Source organism: Buttiauxella sp. BIGb0471, assembly GCF_024807715.1.
GTDB lineage: Bacteria > Pseudomonadota > Gammaproteobacteria > Enterobacterales > Enterobacteriaceae > Buttiauxella > Buttiauxella agrestis.
On record NZ_JANUEU010000001.1, the window covers coordinates 228,206 to 250,756 of the forward strand.

The window sequence follows — 22,551 nt, forward strand, 5'->3', positions numbered from 1 at the left end:
ATGAAAAAAACACTCGTGGGGCTGCTGGCATTGCTTGCCAGTACCGCTACTTTTGCCGCGACACCGTGGCAGAAAATTAGTCATCCGATTGCGGGAAGCCCGCAGTCTATTGGTGCATTCTCTAACGGCTGCATTGTGGGTGCCCACGAGTTGCCGCTCAACGATCCTCGCTATCAGGTGATGCGCCAGGACCAACGTCGCTATTTCGGCCATCCCGATTTAGTGTCGTTTATCCAGCGCTTGAGCAATCAATCGACGCAACTTGGCCTCGGTACGCTGCTGATTGGCGATATGGGAATGGCGGCGGGCGGTCGTTTTAGTTCAGGCCATGCCAGCCACCAAAGCGGGCTGGACGTCGATATCTTCTTGCAGCTTCCCAAAGCTCGCTGGACTTCAGCTCAGCTTCTTAAACCGCAGGCGCTGGATTTAGTCGCCAGCGATAATCAGCATGTGGTGCCGCGTTTGTGGCAGCCGGAAATCAGCAGCCTGATTAAGCTTGCGGCGAAAGATAACGACGTCACGCGGATCTTCGTCAATCCGGCAATCAAGCAGCAACTGTGTCTGGATGCCGGAGCTGACCGTGACTGGCTGCGCAAAGTGCGCCCGTGGTTTGCTCACCGCGCCCATATGCACGTGCGTCTGCGTTGTCCGGCTGACAGCCTTGAGTGCGAAGATCAACCCTTACCGCCGCCGGGCGACGGTTGCGGGACTGAATTGCAAAGCTGGTTTGCACCACCGCCTCCAGGGAGTAGTGCACCGAAAAAGAAAACTCCCCCCCCAATTCCGGCCTCATGTCAGGCCTTACTGGATGAGCACGTTCTCTAACGGATAAGATCATGGAATGGTTTATGGTTTCCCCCCTGATGCTGGTGGTGCTGTTTTTTGTCGCCATGGGAGCAGGGTTTATCGATGCTTTGGCGGGTGGGGGCGGTTTGATTACTATACCCGCATTGTTAGCGACAGGAATGTCACCGGCTCAAGCTCTGGCAACCAACAAGTTGCAGGCCTGCGGCGGTTCAGTTTCATCCTCGATCTATTTTATTCGTCGCAAAGTGGTCAGCCTACAAGATCAGAAACTCAATATTCTGATGACGTTGATCGGATCAATGACCGGCGCGCTGCTGGTTCAGTATGTGAAATCAGACGTGCTGCGCCAAATTCTGCCAATACTGGTCATTAGCATCGGTCTTTACTTCTTATTGATGCCAAAACTGGGTGCCGAAGACCGGCAACGCCGTTTATACGGCCTGCCATTTGCGCTGGTTGCTGGTGGCTGTGTCGGGTTCTACGACGGTTTCTTTGGCCCAGGTGCGGGTTCATTTTACGCGCTGGCATTTGTTACGTTATGCGGCTTTAACCTCGCCAAATCTACCGCTCACGCCAAAGTGTTAAACGCCACATCCAACCTCGGCGGTTTACTGCTGTTTATTATTGGCGGGAAGGTGATTTGGGGAACCGGCTTTGTGATGATGGCCGGGCAATTTATAGGGGCGCGAATGGGATCGCGTCTGGTGTTGAGTAAAGGGCAGAAACTGATCCGACCGATGATTGTGATTGTGTCGGCGGTGATGAGCGCCAAACTCTTATTTGATAGCCACGGAACGGAAATTCTCCAATGGTTGGGGATAAATTAAGATGACCACAGCAAATATGACAATAACGACAGAACACCATTATCAGGAACTTATCGACATTTTCGATAACTGCTTTAAAGATGAATTTAATACACGTCTGATTAAAGGCGACGACGAACCGATCTATCTTCCTGCTGATGAGGAAATTCCTTATCACCGCGTGGTGTTTGCCCACGGTTATTATGCCAGCGGCATGCACGAGATTTCTCACTGGCTGATCGCGGGTAAAGCTCGCCGCGAGCTGGTGGATTTCGGTTACTGGTATTGCCCGGACGGGCGTGATGCCGAAACTCAAAGTAAATTTGAGGATGTGGAAGTCAAACCCCAGGCGCAGGAATGGTTACTGTGCGTGGCGGCAAACTTCCCGTTCAATGTGAGTTGCGACAACCTGAGTGGGGATGTTGACCCGGACAGAATCGCATTTCAGCGTCGGGTTCATGCGCAGGTGATGATTTACCTGCAAGAGGGCATCCCGGCTCGCACGGCAAAATTAATTGAAGCACTGCGGGAGTATTATAAAACCCCGCCGCTGGCCGCAGAACAGTTCCCGTGGCCGGAAGATTTAAACTAAAAAACCTGCATATTGAAGAGGAAGTACGATGATCGCTGAATTTGAAACACGCATTCTGGCGCTAATTGATGAAATGGTTGAGACGGCCAGTGATGATGAACTGTTTGCCAGCGGTTATCTGCGTGGCCACCTGACTCTGGCTGTTGCCGATGTAGAGCATGGTGAAGATCACAGCCCGGAAGCGCTGCACAGTGCGGTATCCGGCAGCCTGGAGAAAGCGATTCAGGCAGGTGAGCTTTCGCCGCGCGACCAGTCTTTGGTGCTGGAAATGTGGGACAACTTGTACCAGAAAGCGCAATTCTAAGTTACCCCCTCACCCTAACCCTCTCCCCAAGGAGAGGGGACTGTTCGGTGTTCTCCCTCTCCCATGGGAGAGGGCTGGGGTGAGGGCGTTAAACCCTCATCTATTTAACTTCTTTCCCCTTCAGCAGCTTCCGCACCCAGAATCGATTCGGATTCAGAGCCGCCAGCGTTTCGCCATCCATGGGAACAGGTTCATCGCATATCTGCGCTGCCAGAATTTCTGCCGCCAGTGGTGCACTGCATAACCCTCTTGAACCCAACGCCGCCAACATAAACAGATTGGGATAGACCGGTGCAGCTTCGGCATTTTCACGGTTTTCGCAAAGTGTCGCATAGGCTTCAAGCGTGGCGTCATAGCGCGGAACGCTGCCGATAATCGGTATGTGATCGCGTGTCGCACATCGCACTCCACACCGGGCCTCACCCGCTGAGACATCGACTTCCTTCGGCCATTCCACATCCGGCAGACAATTCAACAAACGTTGACGGTTATACTGCTGATCTTCATCGTTATAGCGCATTTCTTCCACGCCACGATGATAGCTTGCACCGATACAATGCTGCTGATTGTGTGGATTTTGCGGCGTCAGATAACCGTCGTAACACAGCACCTGGCGTAATTCAGAAAGCGACGGGCGGGTTGGAATATGGCTCACCTGGCCGCCAACAGCGGAGAACGGCAGTTTAGCGGTTTGCGCGAATTTACTGATTTTGAAACCGTTGGCCATGACCACAATCGCATGGCGCTTTGCTTCCTGTTCAGCAAACGCTAATTCCCATCCTTCAGGTGTTTGCGTCAGTTCTTCGACATGATGCTGGTAATGGGTTTTAAGCCCCATTTGTTCTGCCAGCGCCAGCACGCCTGCGGTCAATTGCGCGGGGCACAACCAGCCTCCGAGCGGATAGGTTGCGCCACCATGCCCGGTTTCCAGGCCACAAAGTTTTGCAGCAGTTTGTGCATCAACGGCATGAACCAGTCGCTCAGGAAATTCGAGGCTCAGCATCTGTTCGATTTTATGCTGACTCTTCTCATCCCAACCCAGTTGCGTCACGCCACACCACTCGTGATCAAACTCAACAGGCAACGAGTCGTATAAACGACGGGCAAAGGTGAACGCCGCGCTGAAAAAGTTTGTTAGCGAAGCGTCGTGCGTATTCAGCAAGGGATACAACGCGCCCTGACGATTACCGGAAGCGCCAAGTGCCGGGGCGATATCTTCGCAGTAAAGCGTGACCTGCCAGCCACGGCGTAGCAAGGCGAGTGAGAGCAGGGCGCTGGCTACGCCGCCGCCAACAATAGCGACCTCTTGCCCTTGCGCTGCTGGTCGGGCATACCACGGAGCGAGTGCTGGCGTTTCAAGCGCTCGTTCCATTACACCCGTCAGCATTTCGCGCTTGCGTCCAAAACCTTTCGTTTTGGTCATAGTGAAACCCGCATCAATCAGGCCACGACGCACAAATCCGGCGCAGGTGAATGTCGCCAGCGTGGCGCCAGGTCTCGCCAGTTTTGCCATGGTGTTAAACAGGTTTTGCGTCCACATGTCCGGGTTTTTTGACGGCGCAAAACCGTCAAGGAACCAGGCATCGACCTGATTATTTAATGTGTCATCTAATTGCGGGATCAGTTCGTTAATATCCCCGAACCACAGGTCGAGAGTCACGCGTCCATCAGCGAGTAAAATACGGTGGCAACCGGCAATCGGAAGTGGCCACTGTTGCTGAAGTTGCTGCGCAAAATCGGCCAGTTCGGGCCAATGCGCATGAGCGGCGTGTAAATCTTCGGCAGTGAGAGGGAATTTTTCAAAACTAATAAAGTGCAGGCGCTTGAGCGTGGCTTGAGGCTGGTTTTTGCAAAAATCTTCAAAAGCTTGCCATAAAGTCAGGAAGTTAAGTCCGGTGCCAAAACCGCTTTCACCAACGATAAATAGCGAGCGATCGTGGGTTATGAAGCGTTCCGATAATCGGTTCCCACCAAGAAAGACATAACGAGTTTCCTCCAGTCCATTATCATTAGAGAAGTACACATCGTCGAATTCTCGGGATACAGGTGTACCCTCTTCGTTAAAGCCAAGGTTGGCAGATTGTATAGGGGACGGTTTCACGTAAGTTACTCGTCTGGCAGGCGGTGAAACGATCATAACGATGTGTGCGAAGCGGCGCAAATTTCAGACTGAATTGGCTGATCGGACTTGTTCGGCGTACAACTGTACGCTATTGTGCCATTCGAAATCCTAAATAGTGTAGTGAAAGAGGTATTGAATGAAACGTGCAGTGATTACTGGTCTGGGCATTGTTTCCAGCATCGGTAACAACCAGCAGGAAGTCCTGGCATCTCTGCGTGAAGGTCGCTCGGGGATCACTTTCTCTCAAGAATTCAAAGATTCTGGAATGCGCAGCCACGTGTGGGGTAACGTTAAACTGGACACCACCGGCCTGATTGACCGTAAAGTGGTCCGTTTCATGAACGATGCCTCTGTCTATGCTTACCTTTCAATGCAGCAAGCTATTGAAGATGCTGGTTTGAAAGAAGAAGTTTATCAAAGCAACCCGCGTGTGGGCCTGATTGCAGGTTCCGGTGGGTCGTCTAAATCTCAGGTATTCGGTGCAGACGCAATGCGTAGCCCGCGCGGCCTGAAAGCGGTGGGTCCTTACGTTGTGACCAAAGCGATGGGTTCTGCGGTTTCCGCATGCCTCGCGACTCCGTTCAAAATTCACGGCGTGAACTACTCGATCAGCTCCGCATGTGCGACTTCTGCGCACTGTATCGGTAATGCTGTTGAGCAAATTCAGCTGGGCAAACAGGACATCGTTTTTGCTGGTGGCGGCGAAGAGCTGTGCTGGGAAATGGCCTGTGAGTTCGATGCCATGGGCGCGCTGTCTACTAAATACAACGAAACGCCGGACAAAGCATCCCGTACCTATGATGCGAGCCGTGACGGTTTCGTTATCGCAGGCGGCGGCGGTATGGTTGTGGTCGAAGAACTGGAGCACGCTCTGGCTCGTGGCGCACACATCTACGCTGAAATCGTTGGCTACGGCGCAACTTCTGATGGCGCAGACATGGTTGCACCATCTGGTGAAGGCGCAGTACGTTGCATGAAGATGGCAATGCACGGTGTTGATACTCCGATTGACTACCTGAACACACACGGGACTTCCACACCAGTTGGTGATGTGAAAGAACTGGGCGCAATCAAAGAAGTCTTCGGTAACCACTCACCGTCGATGTCTGCGACCAAAGCAATGACGGGTCACTCTCTGGGTGCCGCTGGCGTTCAGGAAGCCATCTACTCTCTGCTGATGCTGGAGCACGGTTTCATCGCGCCAAGCATTAACATCGAAGAGCTGGATGAGCAGGCTGCTGGCCTGAACATCGTGACTGAAACTACCGAGCGTCAACTGAACACTGTTATGTCTAACAGCTTCGGTTTCGGTGGGACTAACGCCACACTGGTGATGCGTAAAGTTAAAGCTTAATTCCGGTGAAGTTAATAAACGGGGTGCCTTGTGCGCCCCGTTTTTTTTTGCATAATGACGACTGCCAAGGAGTAGCAGTATGTCCTCAATAAATGATTCTCAGCTTCAAAACAATAAATCTGAAAATAAGTCCCTATTTAGCCTGACCTTTGCGGTGTTCCTCACCTATATGACGGTGGGTCTCCCGCTGCCAGTGATTCCACTTTTTGTCCATCACGAGCTTGGCTTCGGCAATACCATGGTAGGGATCGCTGTTGGGATCCAGTTCCTCGCGACGGTTTTGACCCGAGGTTATGCCGGGCGTCTGGCCGACCAGCAAGGTGCGAAACGCTCGACCATGCAAGGGATGTGCGCCTGTGCTTTCGCTGGGGTGGCCTATTTGCTGGCTGCGTTGTTGCCCGTTGATGCGATGGCAAAATTCGGTTTACTGATAGTGGGGCGTTTGATTCTTGGCTTTGGCGAAAGCCAATTACTGACCGGAAATCTGACCTGGGGTTTAGGCCTGGTTGGCCCGACTCGCTCCGGCAAAGTGATGTCCTGGACCGGGATGGCGATTTATGGCGCATTAGCGGCGGGGGCACCCATTGGCTTGCTGTTAAACAGCCAATGGGGATTCGTGGCGCTGGGCGTATCAACTATCGCGTTGCCTTTGGTGGCGTGGGCGTTTAACGGACGCGTTCGCGCAGTGCCTGCGCATAAAGGCGAGCGTCCTTCTCTGTTTGCCGTGATTGGCCTTATCTGGAAACCAGGGCTCGGACTTGCATTGCAGGGCGTGGGTTTTGCGGTAATCGGCACCTTTGTCTCACTCTACTTTGCGTCGAACGGCTGGGCGTGGGCGGGCTTTACGCTCACCGCATTTGGCGGCGCGTTTGTGCTGATGCGTGTTCTGTTTGGCTGGATGCCGGACCGTTTTGGTGGTGTGCGAGTCGCGTTAGTGTCACTGGCGATTGAAACCATCGGGCTGGTTTTGCTGTGGCAAGCACCGGGCGCAGGTATTGCGTTAATAGGCGCTGCGTTAACCGGCTGCGGTTGTTCGCTGATTTTCCCGGCGCTGGGAGTTGAAGTGGTTAAACGCGTTCCGGCACAAGTGCGCGGTACGGCACTTGGCGGATATGCGGCGTTTCAGGATATCTCGTACGGTGTCGCCGGGCCACTGACCGGGCTGCTGGCAACTTCGATGGGATACCCATCTGTATTTTTAGCTGGGGCGATTTCGGCGGGCGTGGGGATTGTTGTTACGCTAATCGCTTTTCGCAAGTAACCTTCAATTGCCACCCGTCGCGGGTGGCAAATTTCATATCACTATCCACAACAAAAGCATCACCACAACCAGCGCGATAAGCGCTAATCCTGGTCGCGCACTTATCGCTTTCATCGGCTCGATAAACGGTGCCCAGATTGGGCTGGCTATCGGCTGAATGTGATGCACTTCAAGCGCTGATGGCTGGCGTTCGGCGCGTTTTAATAACACCTGATTCAAAATATCCTGCACCTGCGCGGTGGTCAGTAACGTTTGCGGTGTAGCCTGAAAACGTTGCTGCGAATAGTCCGTTATCTCTTTCCATTCAGCGGGTTCGAGCGGCTGCTTTAAAGCCGCCTGAATAGTATGTAGCGTCGGCGTATTTTGCTGACTTAATGTCTGGCGTGCCTGCAACCAGGTGGTTAGCAGCGCGAAATGCCTGGCCGGGATCAGCTCACCCGTTTTCACTCCTGAAAGCTCAAGCATTGACTGCCAGATTAACTTACTGGACTCGCCAGTTGCGGCAGCGAGTTTAGCGACCTGTTTATTTAGTGAATTATGTTCAGCGGGCAACAATGGGCGATCGGTTGCCTGGCGCTGTTGCGGTTGCGGAATAGCCAACTGGTTATTTTGCAACAGCGTGAGTACGCTTTTTAATTGTTCTGGCGTGAGCTGGCTGAGGGCCGTCTGCCCAAAATTCTGGCGAATATAATCGCTTACGGCCTGGCGGTTATTCCCCTGGGACAGAAGCTCACTGAGCTGCTGAACAACCTGGCGCGTGCCGTGAGTCGTTTGGGCATTATTCAGGCGCTGATTAAGATTTTGTTCAGCTGCGGGGAAGTGGCGCGACAGTAAAGGCGTTTCGCTTTTTAGCCCGAGGTCGTGTTTCAGACCCGCCCACACTTCGGCGCTTTGCTGCTGATTTAGCGCAACAATACGGGTAATCAAACGTTCCAGTACGGTACGTTGCTGAGTGGAAAGCGGAAACTCGCCTGCCGCAGAATGTGTGGAGGGCGGTTCCCCCGGAGGACGCGCAGTCGCCCCCTGAATGGGTTGCATAGTCTTAATCCTTTGTCAGCCCCCGGCTCAAGTATGCCAGGACGCCAGATTATGGCACACTATCGGGCTTATTCTCGACGATTAACCAACAGGTAACTAACGTGAAAATCCTCGTTGACGAAAATATGCCTTATGCACGCGAATTGTTCAGCCGTCTTGGCGATGTCACCGCCGTTCCTGGGCGCCCAATTCCCGTGTCTGAACTGGCCGATGCCGATGCATTAATGGTGCGCTCAGTGACTAAAGTGAATGCTGATTTACTCGATGGTAAAGCAATCAAGTTTGTTGGTACGGCGACGGCGGGCTGTGACCACGTTGACGAAACTTATCTTGAGAGCGCGGGTATCGCTTTTTCAGCAGCACCGGGTTGCAACGCTATCGCGGTAGTTGAATACGTCTTTTCTTCGCTATTAATGCTCGCAGAACGTGATGGTTTCCAGTTGACTGGCCGCACGGTGGGCATTGTTGGTGTGGGTAACGTGGGTTCGCGTTTGCAGGCGCGTTTAGAAGCCTTTGGTGTGCGTACGCTGCTTTGCGATCCCCCTCGCAGCGATCGTGGTGAACCCGGTGATTTCCAGCCGCTGGAAACACTGGTTCGTGAAGCCGATGTGTTGACCTTCCACACGCCGCTGTTTAAAGACGGCCCGTACAAATCGCTGCATTTAGCCGATGAAAAACTCATCTCCAGCCTCAAGCCTGGCTCAATTCTGATTAACGCTTGCCGTGGCCCGGTGGTTGATAACGCCGCGTTGCTGAAATGCCTGGAGAACGGCCAGGATCTGAGTGTTGTGCTCGATGTCTGGGAACCGGAGCCTGAGCTCAACGTCGCATTGCTCGATAAAGTGGATATCGGTACCGCTCACATTGCGGGTTATACGCTGGAAGGTAAAGCGCGTGGCACCACGCAAGTGTTCGAAGCATTCAGTGAATTTATCGGTCAGAAGCAGCAAGTGGCTTTAGACACGTTGCTGCCTGCACCTGAATTTGGCCGTATTACCCTGCATGGCCCGCTCGATCAAGCGACACTCAAAAGACTGGTTCATCTGGTGTATGATGTGCGCCGCGATGATGCACCGCTGCGTAAAGTCGCGGGTATTCCTGGTGAGTTTGACAAGTTACGCAAAAACTATCAGGAACGTCGTGAATGGTCGTCGCTCTATATTCAGTGTGATGATGAAGCGGCAGCAACAATGCTGCAAAAGCTAGGCTTTGGCGCTATCTATCACGCGGCGCGTTAAAACAATCCTTCTCATCTTCCCGGTGCTGCTATCGGGGAGATACTGCTATTTAAGTCTGGAGTAAACCAACATGTCTGAAGGCTGGAATATTGCCGTTTTAGGTGCCACGGGTGCCGTAGGCGCAGCTGTGATTGAACTGCTTGCTGAGCGCCAGTTCCCGGTTGGTGAATTGCATGCCCTCGCACGTAATGAAAGTGCGGGCGAAAATATTCGTTATGAAGGCAAAACCGTGATGGTTCAGGATGCTGAATCATTTGACTGGACTCAGGTTCAGCTCGCTTTCTTTGTGGCGGGTGCAGAAGCGTCAGCGCGTTATGTCGAAGAAGCGACTAACGCCGGTTGCCTGGTTATCGACTCAAGTGGCTTGTTCGCCATGGAACACGACGTACCATTGGTGGTGCCAGATGTGAACCCATTCGTGCTGGGTGAATACCGCAATCGCAATCTGGTGGCCGTGGCTGACAGCCTGACCAGCCAGTTGTTGACCGCATTGAAACCGCTTATCGAACAAGGTGGTTTATCCCGTATTCAGGTCACTAATTTACTGGCCGCTTCTGGTCGTGGCAAAAGTGCAGTCGATGCGCTGGCCGGGCAGAGCGCTCGTCTACTGAACGGTTTGCCAATTGAAGACGCCGATTTGTTTGGTCGCCAATTAGCGTTCAACATGCTGCCGTTAATGCCTGATGCAGAAGGCAGCATTCCTGTCGAACGCCGCTTAGTGAACGAAGTGCGCAAAGTCTTGCAGGATGAAGGCGTGATCATTTCTGCAAGCTTCGTCCAGGCGCCTGTGTTTTACGGCCACGCGCAAATGGTGAACTTTGAAGCTATGCGCCCGCTTGCCTCTGAAGAAGCGCGTGACGCATATATTCAATTTGAAGATATCGAACTTTCTGAAGAGGGCGATTTCCCGACTCAGGTTTCCGATGCTTCCGGCAGCTCGCACCTTTCCATCGGCTGTATCCACAACGATTACGGTATGCCAGAACAAATTCAATTCTGGTCTGTTGCCGATAACGTTCGCTTTGGCGGCGCACTGATGGCAGTGAAAACAGCTGAAAAATTAGTGCAGGAGTATATGTACTAATGTCCGACGAGTTGCTGCAAACCCCGCTTCGCAGAATTGCACTTGGCATTGAATACGACGGCAGTAAGTATTACGGCTGGCAGCGCCAGAACGAAGTGCGCAGCGTGCAGGAAAAGCTTGAAAAGGCGCTTTCGAAAGTGGCGGATGAGCCAATCAACGTATTCTGTGCCGGACGAACCGACGCAGGCGTTCATGCCACCGGCCAGGTTGTGCATTTCGAAACGCGTATGGATCGTAAAGACGCGGCATGGACGCTGGGTGTAAATGCGAATTTACCTGGCGACATTGCCGTGCGTTGGGTTAAAAATGTGCCCGATGATTTTCATGCCCGCTTTAGTGCAACGGCGCGCCGTTATCGTTATGTCATTTATAACCAGCGTCTGCGCCCGGCTGTGATGTCTCAAGGTGTCACGCATTTTTACCATCCGCTGGATGCCGATCGTATGCATCGGGCGGCGCAATGCTTGCTGGGCGAGAATGACTTTACCTCGTTCCGCGCAGTGCAATGCCAGTCGCGCACGCCGTGGCGTAACCTGATGCACATCAACGTGACCCGTTACGGTGCTTACGTGGTGGTGGATATCAAAGCCAATGCGTTTGTTCATCATATGGTACGAAACATTGTCGGCAGCCTGATGGAAATCGGCTGTGGCAATCAGGCAGAAAACTGGATGGCGGAATTACTGGCAGCAAAAGATCGCAAGCTGGCAGCTGCAACCGGTAAAGCAGAAGGCTTGTACTTAGTTTCTGTGGACTACCCTGAACATTTTGAGTTGCCTAAACCCCCAATGGGACCCCTTTTTTTGGCAGACTGACGCCAGACGAAATAGGTAGATAGCATATGGAATTTATCCGCTTCATTATTGATTTTATTTTGCACATTGATGTGCATTTGGCGGAGTTGGTAGCGCAGTATGGTGTCTGGGTTTATGCCATTCTGTTTTTGATTTTGTTCTGTGAAACCGGTCTGGTTGTCACACCGTTCCTGCCGGGTGATTCATTGTTGTTTGTGGCAGGTGCGCTGGCGGCGTTGCCAACTAACGATCTGAATGTTCACACCATGGTGATTTTGATGGTTATCGCCGCGATTATTGGCGATGCGGTGAACTACACTATTGGGCGGCTTTTTGGCGAAAAGCTATTCAGTAACCCGAACTCTAAAATCTTCCGCCGTAGTTATCTTGATAAAACACACGCTTTTTACGAGCGTCATGGCGGAAAAACGATTATCCTCGCGCGCTTCGTACCGATTGTGCGAACTTTCGCACCGTTTGTCGCAGGCATGGGGCATATGTCTTATCGCCATTTTGCGATGTATAACGTTGCCGGTGCGTTGCTGTGGGTACTGCTGTTTACCTACGCAGGCTACCTGTTCGGCGATTTGCCGATTGTGCAGGAAAACCTGAAATTACTGATTGTGGCGATTATTGTATTGTCGGTATTGCCGGGCGTGGTTGAGATTATTCGCCACAAACGTGCGGCCAAACGCCTGCAAAAGTAACCCCATCGCGCGGTTCGACCACTTTTTTATCCAAAGTCGCGGGCCGTTATGTTTTAATGAGCACCATTTATGGTCTGGGGCAGCTAGTTCTGCCACAGAAAAACTGGCATCGACCAGGTTCAAGCAGAAAGGTCATCAATGAGCTGGATTGAACGAATTCTCAATAAGAGCAATATCACCCCTACCCGTAAGGCGAGTATCCCTGAAGGGGTGTGGACGAAATGCGACAGCTGTGGCCAGGTTCTGTACCGTGCCGAACTGGAACGCAATCTCGAAGTCTGCCCAAAATGCGATCACCACATGCGTATGTCTGCGCGCGATCGCTTGCACAGCCTGTTAGATGAAGGCTCGATGTTTGAATTGGGTAGTGAGCTTGAGCCAAAAGATATCCTCAAGTTCAAAGACTCTAAAAAATATAAAGACCGTCTGGCATCTGCTCAGAAAGAAACCGGCGAGAAAGACGCGCTGGTGGTCATGAAAGGTACGCTCTACAACATGCCAGTTGTGGCTGTGGCGTTTGAGTTTGCTTTCATGGGCGGTTCCATGGGTTCTGTTGTGGGCGCGCGTTTTGTTCGTGCTGTGGAACAGGCTCTGGAAGATAACTGCCCAATGATCTGCTTCTCCGCTTCCGGTGGCGCACGTATGCAAGAAGCGCTGATGTCACTGATGCAGATGGCGAAAACCAGTGCTGCGTTGGCAAAAATGCAGGAACGCGGTCTGCCGTATATTTCGGTTCTGACTGACCCAACAATGGGTGGCGTTTCGGCAAGCTTCGCGATGCTGGGCGATCTGAACATTGCTGAACCAAAAGCTCTGATCGGCTTCGCGGGTCCACGTGTTATCGAGCAAACCGTTCGTGAAAAACTGCCGCCGGGCTTCCAGCGCAGTGAGTTCCTGATTGAAAAAGGGGCGATCGACATGATCGTTCGCCGCCCGGAAATGCGCCTGAAACTGGCAAGCATTCTGGCAAAACTGACAAATCAGCCAGCGCCGAATCCGGAAGAGCCGCGTGAACCGATTGTGGTTCCGGCCGCACCGGAAGAAGGTCACGAGGCCTGATAGTTAATAAGGGCAGGCCAAACAGGTCCTGCCCTTTTTCTTGAACCGTAGCGTAGAGCGGGCATCATGGAAAAAACTCAAACTCCTCAAGCCACGTCGCCCCTGGCCACGTGGCTTTGTTATCTGGAAAACCTCCATTCTAAAACCATCGAGCTTGGCCTTGAGCGCGTAAAAAAAGTTGCCGCAACGCTTGATGTGCTGAACCCCGCGCCAACGGTGTTTACCGTGGCGGGAACCAACGGCAAAGGCACAACCTGCCGTACCCTGGAAAGGGTGTTGATGGCGGCTGGTTACAGCGTCGGTGTTTATAGCTCGCCGCATCTGGTGCGTTACACCGAGCGTGTGCGCGTGCAAAGTGAAGAGCTGGACGAGGCATACCACACGGCGGCATTTGCACAAATTGAAGCCGCGCGTGGCGAGACATCGCTGACCTATTTTGAGTACAGCACCTTGTCGGCGCTACTGTTGTTTAAGCAACTGGCGGTGGATGTGGTGATCCTTGAAGTGGGTCTGGGCGGGCGTCTTGATGCCACCAATATTATCGATGCCGATGTGGCGGTAGTGACCAGTATCGCGCTGGACCACACCGACTGGCTGGGGCCAGATCGTGAAAGCATAGGACGTGAAAAAGCGGGTGTGTTCCGTGGCGGGAAACCAGCAATCGTCGGTGAGCCTGATATGCCGCATACCATTGCCGATGTGGCGACGGAGAAGGGCGCTCAATTGCTGCGCCGTGGCGTGGACTGGTCTTATCACGTTGGTGAGAATAGCTGGAGCTTCAAGGACAGCCAGGGCGAACTGAGCGGATTACCGTTGCCGTTAGTTCCGCAGCCGAATGCGGCGACGGCACTGGCGGCGTTGCGTGCCAGCGAGCTAAATGTCAGCAATGAGGCTATTATTCAAGGCATTAAAGAAGCGACGTTACCGGGGCGATTCCAGGTGATTTCGCGTGAGCCGTTGGTGATCCTTGATGTGGCGCACAACCCTCATGCGGCGGCGTATTTGGCCGGGCGTCTGGAGCAACTTCCAAAACGCGGGCGCGTGTTGGCCGTTATCGGGATGCTGCATGACAAAGACATCGCGGGCACGTTGGCATGTTTGTCGCCTCAGGTTGATAGCTGGTATTGTGCTCCATTAGAAGGCCCACGCGGTGCCACGGCGGAACAACTGATTGAACATCTCGGTCAGGGCGAAGTCTATGGCAGTGTGGAGCAAGCCTGGCGTGCCGCAATGAAGGCCGCCACAGAAAATGATACCGTGCTGGTGTGTGGTTCATTTCATACAGTAGCCCACGTAATGGAAGCGTTGGACGCGGAGAAAGCAGGTGGCGAGTAAGTTTCAAAATCGATTAGTCGGAACCATTATTCTGGTCGCACTGGGGGTCATTATCCTGCCAGGGCTGCTTGATGGTCAGAAAAAGCATTATCAGGACGAGTTTGCAGCGATTCCTTTGGTTCCAAAACCGGGTGACACCGATGAGCCAGACATGCTGCCTGCCGCGACTCAGGCACTGCCTTCGCAACCCCCTGAAGGGGCGGCCGAAGAGGTGAGAGCAGGCACAGCGGCAGCACCTGGACTTGATATCGCTTCTTTGCCTGGGGACGGAGCTGCGGGTATTGATGAAGTGCCTGTCAGCCGTGAGCAGCCGAAGCCAAAACCTGTGGCTGAGAAACCAAAACCTAAGCCGGTTGAAAAACCACAGAGCAAAGCTTCCGTTGATCAAACCGAAGAACGTCTGGCAATGATGAACGAACAGCCTCCGGAGCCTGCAAAACCAGCGAAGCAAGAAACTGCCGAGCAAGCACCGACCGGCAAAGCTTACGTCGTGCAACTGGGTGCCTTGAAGAATGCCGACAAAGTGAATGAAATTGTTGGTAAACTACGCGGCGCTGGGTTCCGTGCTTATACCTCACCGTCAACGCCAGTTCAGGGTAAAGTCACCCGAATTCTGGTAGGGCCGGATGCCTCGAAAGACAAACTTAAGTCTTCATTGGGCGAGCTAAATTCGCTTTCCGGGCTGAATGGTGTGGTGATGACTTACACGGCCAGATAAACCCGCATAGGCGGGATTTAGGGCAAATTTTTAATGGCGTTGAGCATTTTTTCAACGCCATTATTTATTTACGCGAGGGAAGGAAATCCCTACGCAAACGTTTTCTTTTTCTGTTAGAATGCGCCCCGAACTGGACGTCAGGGCGATTTGTCGTGGGATTTGTTCATGGTTTGGATAGATTACGCCATCATTGCGGTCATCGGCTTTTCGGCTCTGATTAGTGTTATTCGTGGGTTTGTGCGTGAAGCGTTATCGCTAGTAACCTGGGGCTGTGCTTTCTTTGTCGCCAGTCATTACTACACTTACCTTTCTGTCTGGTTCACTGGCTTTGAAGACGAACTGGTACGTAATGGAATAGCTATCGCGATACTGTTTATCGCGACACTCATCGTCGGTGCGATAGTCAATTATGTGATTAGCGCGCTGGTTGAGAAAACCGGCCTGTCGGGTACAGACAGGGTGTTGGGGATTTGCTTTGGTGCGTTACGTGGAGCACTGATCGTCGCCGCCATTCTGTTCTTTCTTGATACGTTCACTGGTTTTTCCAAGAGTGACGACTGGCAAAAGTCGCAGCTTATCCCGCAATTCAGTTTCATCATCAGATGGTTTTTTGACTATCTGCAAAGCTCGTCAAGTTTCTTGCCCCGGCCATAAGGCAGGGGTTGTGGCTTAATGAGGAAAAGACAACATGTGCGGTATTGTCGGTATCGCCGGTTTTATGCCGGTAAACCAGTCTATCTATGACGCGTTAACGGTGCTTCAACACCGTGGGCAGGATGCCGCAGGCATCGTCACCATTGATGCCTTAAATTGTTTTCGTCTGCGTAAAGCCAATGGGCTGGTGAGCGATGTGTTCGGTGCCATTCACATGCAACGCTTGCAGGGAAACATGGGTATCGGCCACGTACGTTACCCGACTGCGGGTAGCTCTAGCGCTTCTGAAGCCCAACCTTTCTACGTTAACTCTCCGTACGGCATTACTCTTGCACACAACGGCAATCTGACTAACGCCCACGAACTGCGCCAAAAGTTGTTCGAAGAAAAGCGTCGTCACATTAACACCACTTCCGATTCTGAAATCCTGCTCAATGTTTTTGCCAGCGAGCTGGATAACTTCCGCAACTATCCGCTGGAAGCAGACAACATTTTCGCCGCGATTGCCGCAACCAACCGCCAGATTCGTGGTGCGTACGCTTGTGTCGCGATGATTATCGGCCACGGTATGGTGGCGTTCCGCGACCCTAACGGTATTCGTCCGTTGGTGATGGGCAAGCGCGATTTGAATGATGGCCGCACCGAATATATGGTGGCCTCCGAAAGCGTCGCCCTTGATACGCTGGGCTTTGAGTTCCTGCGCGATGTTGCGCCGGGCGAAGCGGTGTACATCACCGAAAAAGGCCAGTTGTTCACACGCCAGTGTGCTGACAACCCGACCAGCAATCCATGCCTGTTCGAGTACGTTTACTTTGCGCGCCCGGACTCGTTCATCGACAAAATTTCCGTTTACAGCGCCCGCGTTGAAATGGGTAAAAAGCTCGGTGAGAAAATTGCTCGCGAATGGGAAGATTTGGATATCGACGTGGTTATCCCGATTCCAGAAACATCCTGCGATATCGCGCTGGAAATCGCCCGTATTCTCGACAAGCCGTACCGTCAGGGTTTTGTGAAAAACCGCTACGTAGGCCGCACGTTCATCATGCCAGGCCAGCAACTGCGTCGTAAATCTGTGCGTCGTAAACTGAATGCTAACCGCGCTGAGTTCCGCGATAAGAACGTGCTGCTGGTGGATGACTCCATCGTGCGCGGCACCACTTCTGAGCAAATTATCGAGATGGCACGTGAGGCCGGTGCGAAGAAAGTTTACCTCGCGTCAGCGGCACCGGAAATTCGTTTCCCGAATGTGTACGGCATCGATATGCCAAGTGCTAACGAACTGATTGCTCATGGCCGTGAAGTTGACGAGATCCGTCAGTTGATTGGTGCCGATGGTCTGATTTTCCAGGATCTGAACGATCTGATTGAAGCGGTTCGCGTTGAGAATCCGGATATCACGCAGTTTGAATGCTCGGTGTTCAACGGTATCTATGTGACCAAAGATGTGGATCACGAATACCTTGAGTATCTTGAGTCACTGCGTAATGACGATTCACAAGCGATTGCCCGTCAGAACGAAGTTGAAAACTTAGAGATGCACAACGAGGGTTAAAGCCATCCTCACCGTAACCCTCTCCCGGAAGGAGAGGGTTACCATTTCTTGCATCCCTGCCCATCTTGCGGCAAAGTCAGCCCAGATAAACTCCTCGGGCGAATGAAAAATATGAAACGGTTAATTGTTGGGATTTCAGGTGCCAGTGGCGCAACTTACGGTGTGCGACTGCTTCAGGTACTGCAACAATTACCGGACATCGAAACGCATCTTATCCTGAGCAATGCAGCCCGCCAGACACTCGCGCTGGAAACCGATATTTCCTTACGAGAAGTTCAGGCCTTTGCCGATGTGGTTCACGACTCGCGTGATATCGCCGCCAGCCTTTCTTCTGGCTCTTTTAAGACACACGGCATGGTGATATTGCCTTGTTCAATCAAAACCCTTTCTGGCATTGTTCACAGCTATACAGATGGCTTGTTAACGCGTGCAGCGGATGTCGTGCTCAAAGAGCGTCGCCCGTTGGTGCTTTGCGTGCGTGAAACGCCGCTGCATCTTGGGCATTTGCGCCTGATGACCCAGGCTGCAGAAATGGGCGCAGTGATAATGCCCCCGATGCCTGCGTTTTATCATCGGCCACAAAGCGTGCAGGACATTATCGACCAGACGGTGAACCGGGTCATCGATCAGTTCGATATTGAGTTACCACAAGATTTGTTTACTCGCTGGAGCGGCGCATAAGCGTGATGCGCCAGTGTGGTGCATCACAAAACCCTGCGCCTCATTATGAGGCGTTTTTGTAACCCCGATCACTTCCAGAACATTTATCCGCTATTTTCCACCGCGAATGCTTTTTCCTCATACCAGACCTGCTATCTTTCATTCTTGTGACAGAGTTGTAACTTTTATTTAACACGATATTGCCCACTTTCTTTCACGCAAGAAAAAGTGGCATGAGAACTGCAACTCTTAAACAGCTACACAAAACAAATACAACACGACGTTACACATAATAAGATAAGTCAAACTTGGGAGTTACGTATGAAAAAGCAAGTTCTCGCTCTGTCTTTACTGCTTGGCCTGAGCGCCACCGCAAGCGTCTTCGCAGCACTTCCGCAGAGTATTCGTCTTGGAACGGACACGACCTACGCGCCGTTTTCTTCTAAAGATGCGAAAGGGGATTTTGTTGGTTTCGATATCGATCTTGGTAATGAGCTGTGTAAGCGCATTAATACTAAATGTACCTGGGTCGCAAGTGACTTCGATGCACTGATTCCTTCACTTAAAGCGAAGAAAATTGACGGTATCATTTCCTCGCTTTCCATCACTGAAAAACGCCAGAAAGAGATTGCCTTCTCAGACAAACTTTATGCTGCTGATTCGCGCCTGATTGCTGTTAAAGGCTCCCCGGTTAAACCGACTCTGGATTCCCTCAAAGGTAAACACATCGGTGTACTGCAAGGATCGACACAAGAAGCGTATGCCAACGCTGAATGGCGCAGTAAAGGTGTCGATGTGGTGCCTTACGCAAACCAGGATCTGATCTATTCCGATCTGGCTGCTGGCCGCCTGGATGCTGCATTCCAGGATGAAACTGCAGCAAGCGAAGGCTTCCTGAAACTGCCTGCGGGTAAAGGCTATGAGTTTGCAGGCCCATCGGTAAAAAACAAACAGTACTTTGGCGACGGCACCGGTATTGGCTTGCGTAAAGACGACGCTGAACTGAAAGCGGCCTTTGATAAAGCGCTGGCAGATATGCGCAAAGACGGTACTTACGACAAATTTGCGAAGAAGTACTTCGATTTTAATGTTTACGGTGAATAAGTTTATCCCGTAGTCTGTAGCCCGGTTATGCTTTGGCGCAACCGGGCTGAATAGAATTGCAATCCAGTTTAAGTTGTCTGCACCCGTTTAGTGCAGTAATTTATCTCTGCACCAAAATGGTGGTTTGCTTGCATCTTGTTGGTGCAGCGTGTTTTTCCTGTTTTGAGACGCGTGGCAATGCTGCGCCATAATGGGGGAAAAAACATTATATTGAGATGCATAACCTGGCATGGAACATGCAATTTTATCCGGTTGAAAAGCAATCGCGCATAAAAACAGTGACTTCGAGGATAATTATGAACAAGCAGATCATCGCTCTTTCTTTGGTACTGGCATTTTCCAGTGTTTCCACAGCATTCGCCGCTATTCCCAAGAATTTACGTATTGGTACTGACCCAACTTACGCCCCGTTTGAGTCGAAAAACGCTCAAGGGGAATTAGTGGGTTTTGATATCGATTTGGCAAAAGAACTCTGCAAACGCATCGAAACTAATTGTACCTTCGTGGAAAACCCACTGGATGCGCTGATCCCTTCGTTGAAAGCGAAAAAAATTGACGCGATTATGTCGTCACTTTCCATCACTGAAAAGCGCCAGCAAGAGATTGCCTTCACCGACAAACTGTACGCAGCAGATTCCCGTTTAGTGGTCGCGAAAGGCTCCCCAATTCAACCTACCCTTGAATCCCTCAAAGGTAAGCGTGTCGGCGTTCTGCAAGGCACAACTCAAGAAACCTTTGGTAATGAGCACTGGGCACCTAAAGGTATCGAAATTGTTTCTTACCAGGGGCAGGATTCAATCTATGCGGACCTGACTGCGGGTCGTATTGACGCAGCATTTCAGGACGAAGTTGCCGCCAGCGAAGGTTTTCTGAAGCAACCTGTCGGCGCGAATTACCAGTTTGGTGGCCCGTCAATCAAAGACGAAAAGCTCTTTGGTGTTGGCACCGGTATGGGGCTGCGTAAAGACGATACCGAATTACGTGCAGCGCTCAATAAAGCGTTTGCCGAAATGCGTAAAGACGGAACTTACGAGAAGTTAGCGAAGAAATACTTCGATTTCGATGTTTACGGTGGTTAACAGTCACCAGTGGTTAAACCTGCCCTGAATGGGCAGGTTAAGTTTGTGCAGACACTGACGACAGGATACGCACCATGTTGTACGGTTTTTCTGAAGTAATATTTAAAGGGGCGCTCGTCACGCTGGAACTGGCGTTAAGCTCCGTTATCCTCGCCGTTATTATTGGCCTGGCTGGAGCCGGTGCTAAATTATCCAAAAACCGCCCGTTAGCCATATTGTTTGAAGGCTACACCACGCTGATTCGCGGCGTGCCTGACCTGGTGCTGATGCTGCTGATTTTCTATGGTCTGCAAATGGCGCTTAATGTCTTAACCGATTCGCTAGGCGTTGCCCAGTTTGATATCGACCCAATGGTTGCCGGTATCATTACGCTTGGTTTTATCTACGGTGCCTATTTTACCGAAACCTTCCGCGGTGCTTTTATGGCTGTGCCGAGAGGGCATATTGAAGCGGCAACCGCCTTCGGATTTACCGGCTCGCAAACTTTCCGCCGCATTCTCTTCCCGGCCATGATGCGTTATGCGTTACCGGGTATTGGGAACAACTGGCAGGTTATTTTGAAAGCCACCGCGCTGGTTTCTCTTTTAGGCCTTGAAGATGTGGTGAAAGCGACACAGCTTGCCGGGAAAAGCACCTGGCAGCCATTCTACTTTGCGATTGTTGCCGGGATCATCTACCTGTTCTTTACCACGGTATCGAATGGCGTATTGCTCTGGCTTGAACGCCGTTATTCCGTTGGCGTTAAAAGGGCGGAGCTATGATAGAAATCATTCAGGAATACTGGAAAGCCTTGCTGTGGACTGACGGATACCGCTTTACCGGCGTGGCAATCACACTCTGGTTGCTGATTTCGTCGGTGGTGATGGGGGGCATTCTGGCGCTATTTTTGGCTATCGGACGGGTGTCGAGCAACAAATATATCGCTTTCCCAATCTGGCTGTTTACCTACATTTTCCGTGGTACGCCGTTGTATGTCCAGTTGCTGGTTTTCTATTCCGGTATGTACACGCTGGAAGTGGTGAAAGGCACTGTGCTGCTCAATGAGTTTTTCCGCAGTGGCCTGAACTGCACCGTGTTGGCGTTGACGTTAAACACTTGTGCGTACACTACAGAAATTTTTGCCGGAGCGATTCGTGCCGTTCCATACGGTGAAATTGAAGCCGGTCGCGCTTACGGTTTCTCGCCATTCAAAATGTATCGCTGCATTATTTTGCCTTCCGCGCTGCGTATTGCGCTGCCTGCGTACAGCAACGAAGTGATTTTGATGCTGCACTCCACGGCGCTGGCATTCACCGCTACCGTACCGGATCTGCTGAAGATCGCCCGTGATATCAACTCCGCAACCTACCAGCCGTTTACCGCCTTCGGGATTGCTGCGGTGTTGTACCTGTGTATTTCTTATGTGCTGATTAGATTGTTCCGCAAGGCTGAGCAACGCTGGTTGCAGCATATTAAACCAAGCTCAACACATTGAGTGTGCAATGATGACTGATAAAAAATTAAGCGTTACCGACCTGCACAAGCGTTATGGCCAACATGAAGTGCTGAAAGGCGTCTCTTTACAGGCCAATGCTGGCGATGTGATTAGCATTATTGGTTCTTCCGGTTCAGGGAAAAGTACCTTTTTGCGCTGCATTAACTTCCTCGAAAAACCGAGTGAAGGGACGATTGTTGTCAATAACCAGAACATTAATCTGGTGCGTGATACCGATGGGCAGCTCAAAGTTGCCGATAAAAACCAGCTCCGTTTACTGCGCACGCGCCTGACGATGGTATTCCAGCATTTCAACTTGTGGAGCCACATGACGGTACTGGAAAACGTCATGGAAGCGCCGATTCAGGTGCTGGGCCTGAGCAAGCAAGAAGCGAAAGAGCGTGCGATTAAGTATCTGGCGAAAGTGGGCATTGACGAGCGTCAGCAGGTGAAATATCCGGTGCATCTTTCCGGCGGGCAGCAACAGCGCGTGTCTATCGCCCGTGCATTGGCGATGGAACCAGAAGTATTACTGTTTGATGAACCGACTTCCGCGCTCGACCCTGAGCTGGTGGGTGAGGTGCTGCGTATCATGCAAAAACTCGCGGAAGAAGGGAAAACCATGGTGGTGGTGACGCATGAGATGGACTTTGCGCGCCACGTTTCAAACCATGTGATTTTCCTGCATCAGGGGTTAATCGAGGAAGAAGGGACGCCGGAAGAGTTGTTTGGTAACCCGAAAAGCGCCCGTTTACAGCAGTTCCTGTCGGGATCGCTTAAGTAACACCGAAAGTCCCGCCGTTGCGGCG

23 protein-coding genes are annotated in these 22,551 nt (G+C 51.9%); 21 read left to right on the forward strand and 2 right to left on the reverse strand.

Translation table 11 applies throughout. The annotated features are described in order from the left end of the window. Genes mepA through M2371_RS01085 form a run of 4 tightly spaced genes read left to right on the forward strand, consistent with a single transcriptional unit; the run spans nucleotide 1 to nucleotide 2,509 of the window. Nucleotides 1–825: a penicillin-insensitive murein endopeptidase gene (mepA, locus tag M2371_RS01070; protein ID WP_259266671.1), complete on the forward strand. Its 825-nt coding sequence runs from the start codon at nucleotides 1–3 to the stop codon at nucleotides 823–825. A gap of 11 nt (nucleotides 826–836) precedes the next feature. Next, nucleotides 837–1,634, forward strand: a complete 798-nt coding sequence (locus M2371_RS01075) for a sulfite exporter TauE/SafE family protein (RefSeq protein ID WP_259266672.1) — start codon at nucleotides 837–839, stop codon at nucleotides 1,632–1,634. A gap of 16 nt (nucleotides 1,635–1,650) precedes the next feature. After that, nucleotides 1,651–2,205 carry an elongation factor P hydroxylase gene (locus tag M2371_RS01080; RefSeq protein ID WP_167455980.1) on the forward strand — a complete coding sequence of 185 codons (555 nt, stop codon included), beginning with the start codon at nucleotides 1,651–1,653 and terminating at the stop codon, nucleotides 2,203–2,205. Between the two features lie 28 nt (nucleotides 2,206–2,233). Beyond that, nucleotides 2,234–2,509 (forward strand): YfcL family protein, encoded by a 276-nt coding sequence (locus M2371_RS01085; RefSeq protein ID WP_172893555.1) that lies wholly within the window; start codon nucleotides 2,234–2,236, stop codon nucleotides 2,507–2,509. 100 nt (nucleotides 2,510–2,609) lie between these two features. Here the strand turns inward: M2371_RS01085 and mnmC are convergent, their stop codons facing one another. Then, a complete protein-coding gene (gene mnmC, locus M2371_RS01090) occupies nucleotides 2,610–4,610 on the reverse strand; it encodes a bifunctional tRNA (5-methylaminomethyl-2-thiouridine)(34)-methyltransferase MnmD/FAD-dependent 5-carboxymethylaminomethyl-2-thiouridine(34) oxidoreductase MnmC (RefSeq protein WP_259266673.1) in 2,001 nt (666 codons plus the stop codon). Nucleotides 4,611–4,767: 157 nt separating this feature from the next. On the opposite strand from mnmC, the gene fabB reads away from it, so the two are divergent. Then, nucleotides 4,768–5,985 (forward strand): beta-ketoacyl-ACP synthase I, encoded by a 1,218-nt coding sequence (gene fabB / locus M2371_RS01095; protein ID WP_172893557.1) that lies wholly within the window; start codon nucleotides 4,768–4,770, stop codon nucleotides 5,983–5,985. Nucleotides 5,986–6,064: 79 nt separating this feature from the next. Continuing rightward, complete coding sequence (locus M2371_RS01100; RefSeq protein ID WP_034497305.1) at nucleotides 6,065–7,246, forward strand: MFS transporter; 1,182 nt, start codon at nucleotides 6,065–6,067, stop codon at nucleotides 7,244–7,246. A 33-nt stretch (nucleotides 7,247–7,279) separates the two neighbouring features. On the opposite strand, the gene flk is transcribed toward M2371_RS01100, so the two are convergent. Next, nucleotides 7,280–8,284 (reverse strand): flagella biosynthesis regulator Flk, encoded by a 1,005-nt coding sequence (flk, locus tag M2371_RS01105; protein WP_259266674.1) that lies wholly within the window; start codon nucleotides 8,282–8,284, stop codon nucleotides 7,280–7,282. Nucleotides 8,285–8,385: 101 nt separating this feature from the next. Between flk and pdxB the strand changes: the two genes are divergently transcribed. The 15 genes from pdxB to hisP all read left to right on the forward strand — a co-directional run bounded on the left by pdxB (nucleotide 8,386) and on the right by hisP (nucleotide 22,526). Continuing rightward, nucleotides 8,386–9,522, forward strand: a complete 1,137-nt coding sequence (gene pdxB / locus M2371_RS01110; protein ID WP_259266675.1) for a 4-phosphoerythronate dehydrogenase PdxB — start codon at nucleotides 8,386–8,388, stop codon at nucleotides 9,520–9,522. Nucleotides 9,523–9,592: 70 nt separating this feature from the next. Further along, entirely contained in the window at nucleotides 9,593–10,606 is a 1,014-nt protein-coding gene (locus M2371_RS01115) for an aspartate-semialdehyde dehydrogenase (RefSeq protein WP_259266676.1), read from the forward strand. Beyond that, the gene (gene truA / locus M2371_RS01120; RefSeq protein ID WP_259266677.1) at nucleotides 10,606–11,421 is read left to right on the forward strand and encodes a tRNA pseudouridine(38-40) synthase TruA; all 816 of its coding nucleotides are present in this window, start codon (nucleotides 10,606–10,608) and stop codon (nucleotides 11,419–11,421) included. The genes M2371_RS01115 and truA overlap by 1 nt, the downstream gene beginning before the upstream one ends. A gap of 26 nt (nucleotides 11,422–11,447) precedes the next feature. Then, nucleotides 11,448–12,107 carry a DedA family protein gene (locus M2371_RS01125; RefSeq protein ID WP_034497296.1) on the forward strand — a complete coding sequence of 220 codons (660 nt, stop codon included), beginning with the start codon at nucleotides 11,448–11,450 and terminating at the stop codon, nucleotides 12,105–12,107. A gap of 138 nt (nucleotides 12,108–12,245) precedes the next feature. Continuing rightward, nucleotides 12,246–13,166, forward strand: coding sequence for an acetyl-CoA carboxylase, carboxyltransferase subunit beta (gene accD / locus M2371_RS01130; protein WP_034497292.1), 921 nt, complete (start codon nucleotides 12,246–12,248; stop codon nucleotides 13,164–13,166). A gap of 66 nt (nucleotides 13,167–13,232) precedes the next feature. Continuing rightward, entirely contained in the window at nucleotides 13,233–14,501 is a 1,269-nt protein-coding gene (folC, locus tag M2371_RS01135) for a bifunctional tetrahydrofolate synthase/dihydrofolate synthase (protein ID WP_259266678.1), read from the forward strand. Next, a complete protein-coding gene (gene dedD, locus M2371_RS01140; RefSeq protein WP_034497287.1) occupies nucleotides 14,491–15,219 on the forward strand; it encodes a cell division protein DedD in 729 nt (242 codons plus the stop codon). Before folC ends, dedD begins: the two co-directional genes overlap by 11 nt. 165 nt (nucleotides 15,220–15,384) lie before the next feature. Beyond that, a complete protein-coding gene (gene cvpA / locus M2371_RS01145; RefSeq protein WP_034458856.1) occupies nucleotides 15,385–15,873 on the forward strand; it encodes a colicin V production protein in 489 nt (162 codons plus the stop codon). A gap of 34 nt (nucleotides 15,874–15,907) precedes the next feature. Beyond that, nucleotides 15,908–17,425 carry an amidophosphoribosyltransferase gene (gene purF / locus M2371_RS01150; RefSeq protein ID WP_034497284.1) on the forward strand — a complete coding sequence of 506 codons (1,518 nt, stop codon included), beginning with the start codon at nucleotides 15,908–15,910 and terminating at the stop codon, nucleotides 17,423–17,425. Between the two features lie 111 nt (nucleotides 17,426–17,536). Further along, the gene (locus M2371_RS01155; RefSeq protein ID WP_034497282.1) at nucleotides 17,537–18,106 is read left to right on the forward strand and encodes a UbiX family flavin prenyltransferase; all 570 of its coding nucleotides are present in this window, start codon (nucleotides 17,537–17,539) and stop codon (nucleotides 18,104–18,106) included. 300 nt (nucleotides 18,107–18,406) lie between these two features. Beyond that, on the forward strand, nucleotides 18,407–19,189 hold the full coding sequence (argT, locus tag M2371_RS01160; protein WP_115627721.1) for a lysine/arginine/ornithine ABC transporter substrate-binding protein ArgT: 783 nt from the start codon (nucleotides 18,407–18,409) through the stop codon (nucleotides 19,187–19,189). Nucleotides 19,190–19,485: 296 nt separating this feature from the next. Continuing rightward, nucleotides 19,486–20,268 carry a histidine ABC transporter substrate-binding protein HisJ gene (hisJ, locus tag M2371_RS01165; RefSeq protein ID WP_172893564.1) on the forward strand — a complete coding sequence of 261 codons (783 nt, stop codon included), beginning with the start codon at nucleotides 19,486–19,488 and terminating at the stop codon, nucleotides 20,266–20,268. 74 nt (nucleotides 20,269–20,342) lie between these two features. Further along, nucleotides 20,343–21,029 (forward strand): histidine ABC transporter permease HisQ, encoded by a 687-nt coding sequence (locus tag M2371_RS01170; RefSeq protein WP_115627722.1) that lies wholly within the window; start codon nucleotides 20,343–20,345, stop codon nucleotides 21,027–21,029. Continuing rightward, nucleotides 21,026–21,742: an ABC transporter permease gene (locus M2371_RS01175; RefSeq protein WP_259266679.1), complete on the forward strand. Its 717-nt coding sequence runs from the start codon at nucleotides 21,026–21,028 to the stop codon at nucleotides 21,740–21,742. Before M2371_RS01170 ends, M2371_RS01175 begins: the two co-directional genes overlap by 4 nt. 10 nt (nucleotides 21,743–21,752) lie before the next feature. Further along, nucleotides 21,753–22,526 (forward strand): histidine ABC transporter ATP-binding protein HisP, encoded by a 774-nt coding sequence (gene hisP / locus M2371_RS01180; protein ID WP_064560078.1) that lies wholly within the window; start codon nucleotides 21,753–21,755, stop codon nucleotides 22,524–22,526. Nucleotides 22,527–22,551 lie beyond the last annotated feature (25 nt).

What these genes read in the sequence shown, in the direction of transcription:
- mepA (WP_259266671.1), top strand. Translation starts at nt 1, where the DNA reads ATGAAAAAAACACTCGTGGGGCTGCTGGCATTGCTTGCCAGTACCGCT.
- M2371_RS01075 (WP_259266672.1), top strand. Translation starts at nt 837, where the DNA reads ATGGAATGGTTTATGGTTTCCCCCCTGATGCTGGTGGTGCTGTTTTTT.
- M2371_RS01080 (WP_167455980.1), top strand. Translation starts at nt 1,651, where the DNA reads ATGACAATAACGACAGAACACCATTATCAGGAACTTATCGACATTTTC.
- M2371_RS01085 (WP_172893555.1), top strand. Translation starts at nt 2,234, where the DNA reads ATGATCGCTGAATTTGAAACACGCATTCTGGCGCTAATTGATGAAATG.
- fabB (WP_172893557.1), top strand. Translation starts at nt 4,768, where the DNA reads ATGAAACGTGCAGTGATTACTGGTCTGGGCATTGTTTCCAGCATCGGT.
- M2371_RS01100 (WP_034497305.1), top strand. Translation starts at nt 6,065, where the DNA reads ATGTCCTCAATAAATGATTCTCAGCTTCAAAACAATAAATCTGAAAAT.
- flk (WP_259266674.1), bottom strand. Translation starts at nt 8,284, where the DNA reads ATGCAACCCATTCAGGGGGCGACTGCGCGTCCTCCGGGGGAACCGCCC.
- M2371_RS01115 (WP_259266676.1), top strand. Translation starts at nt 9,593, where the DNA reads ATGTCTGAAGGCTGGAATATTGCCGTTTTAGGTGCCACGGGTGCCGTA.
- truA (WP_259266677.1), top strand. Translation starts at nt 10,606, where the DNA reads ATGTCCGACGAGTTGCTGCAAACCCCGCTTCGCAGAATTGCACTTGGC.
- M2371_RS01125 (WP_034497296.1), top strand. Translation starts at nt 11,448, where the DNA reads ATGGAATTTATCCGCTTCATTATTGATTTTATTTTGCACATTGATGTG.
- accD (WP_034497292.1), top strand. Translation starts at nt 12,246, where the DNA reads ATGAGCTGGATTGAACGAATTCTCAATAAGAGCAATATCACCCCTACC.
- folC (WP_259266678.1), top strand. Translation starts at nt 13,233, where the DNA reads ATGGAAAAAACTCAAACTCCTCAAGCCACGTCGCCCCTGGCCACGTGG.
- cvpA (WP_034458856.1), top strand. Translation starts at nt 15,385, where the DNA reads ATGGTTTGGATAGATTACGCCATCATTGCGGTCATCGGCTTTTCGGCT.
- purF (WP_034497284.1), top strand. Translation starts at nt 15,908, where the DNA reads ATGTGCGGTATTGTCGGTATCGCCGGTTTTATGCCGGTAAACCAGTCT.
- M2371_RS01155 (WP_034497282.1), top strand. Translation starts at nt 17,537, where the DNA reads ATGAAACGGTTAATTGTTGGGATTTCAGGTGCCAGTGGCGCAACTTAC.
- argT (WP_115627721.1), top strand. Translation starts at nt 18,407, where the DNA reads ATGAAAAAGCAAGTTCTCGCTCTGTCTTTACTGCTTGGCCTGAGCGCC.
- hisJ (WP_172893564.1), top strand. Translation starts at nt 19,486, where the DNA reads ATGAACAAGCAGATCATCGCTCTTTCTTTGGTACTGGCATTTTCCAGT.
- M2371_RS01170 (WP_115627722.1), top strand. Translation starts at nt 20,343, where the DNA reads ATGTTGTACGGTTTTTCTGAAGTAATATTTAAAGGGGCGCTCGTCACG.
- M2371_RS01175 (WP_259266679.1), top strand. Translation starts at nt 21,026, where the DNA reads ATGATAGAAATCATTCAGGAATACTGGAAAGCCTTGCTGTGGACTGAC.
- hisP (WP_064560078.1), top strand. Translation starts at nt 21,753, where the DNA reads ATGACTGATAAAAAATTAAGCGTTACCGACCTGCACAAGCGTTATGGC.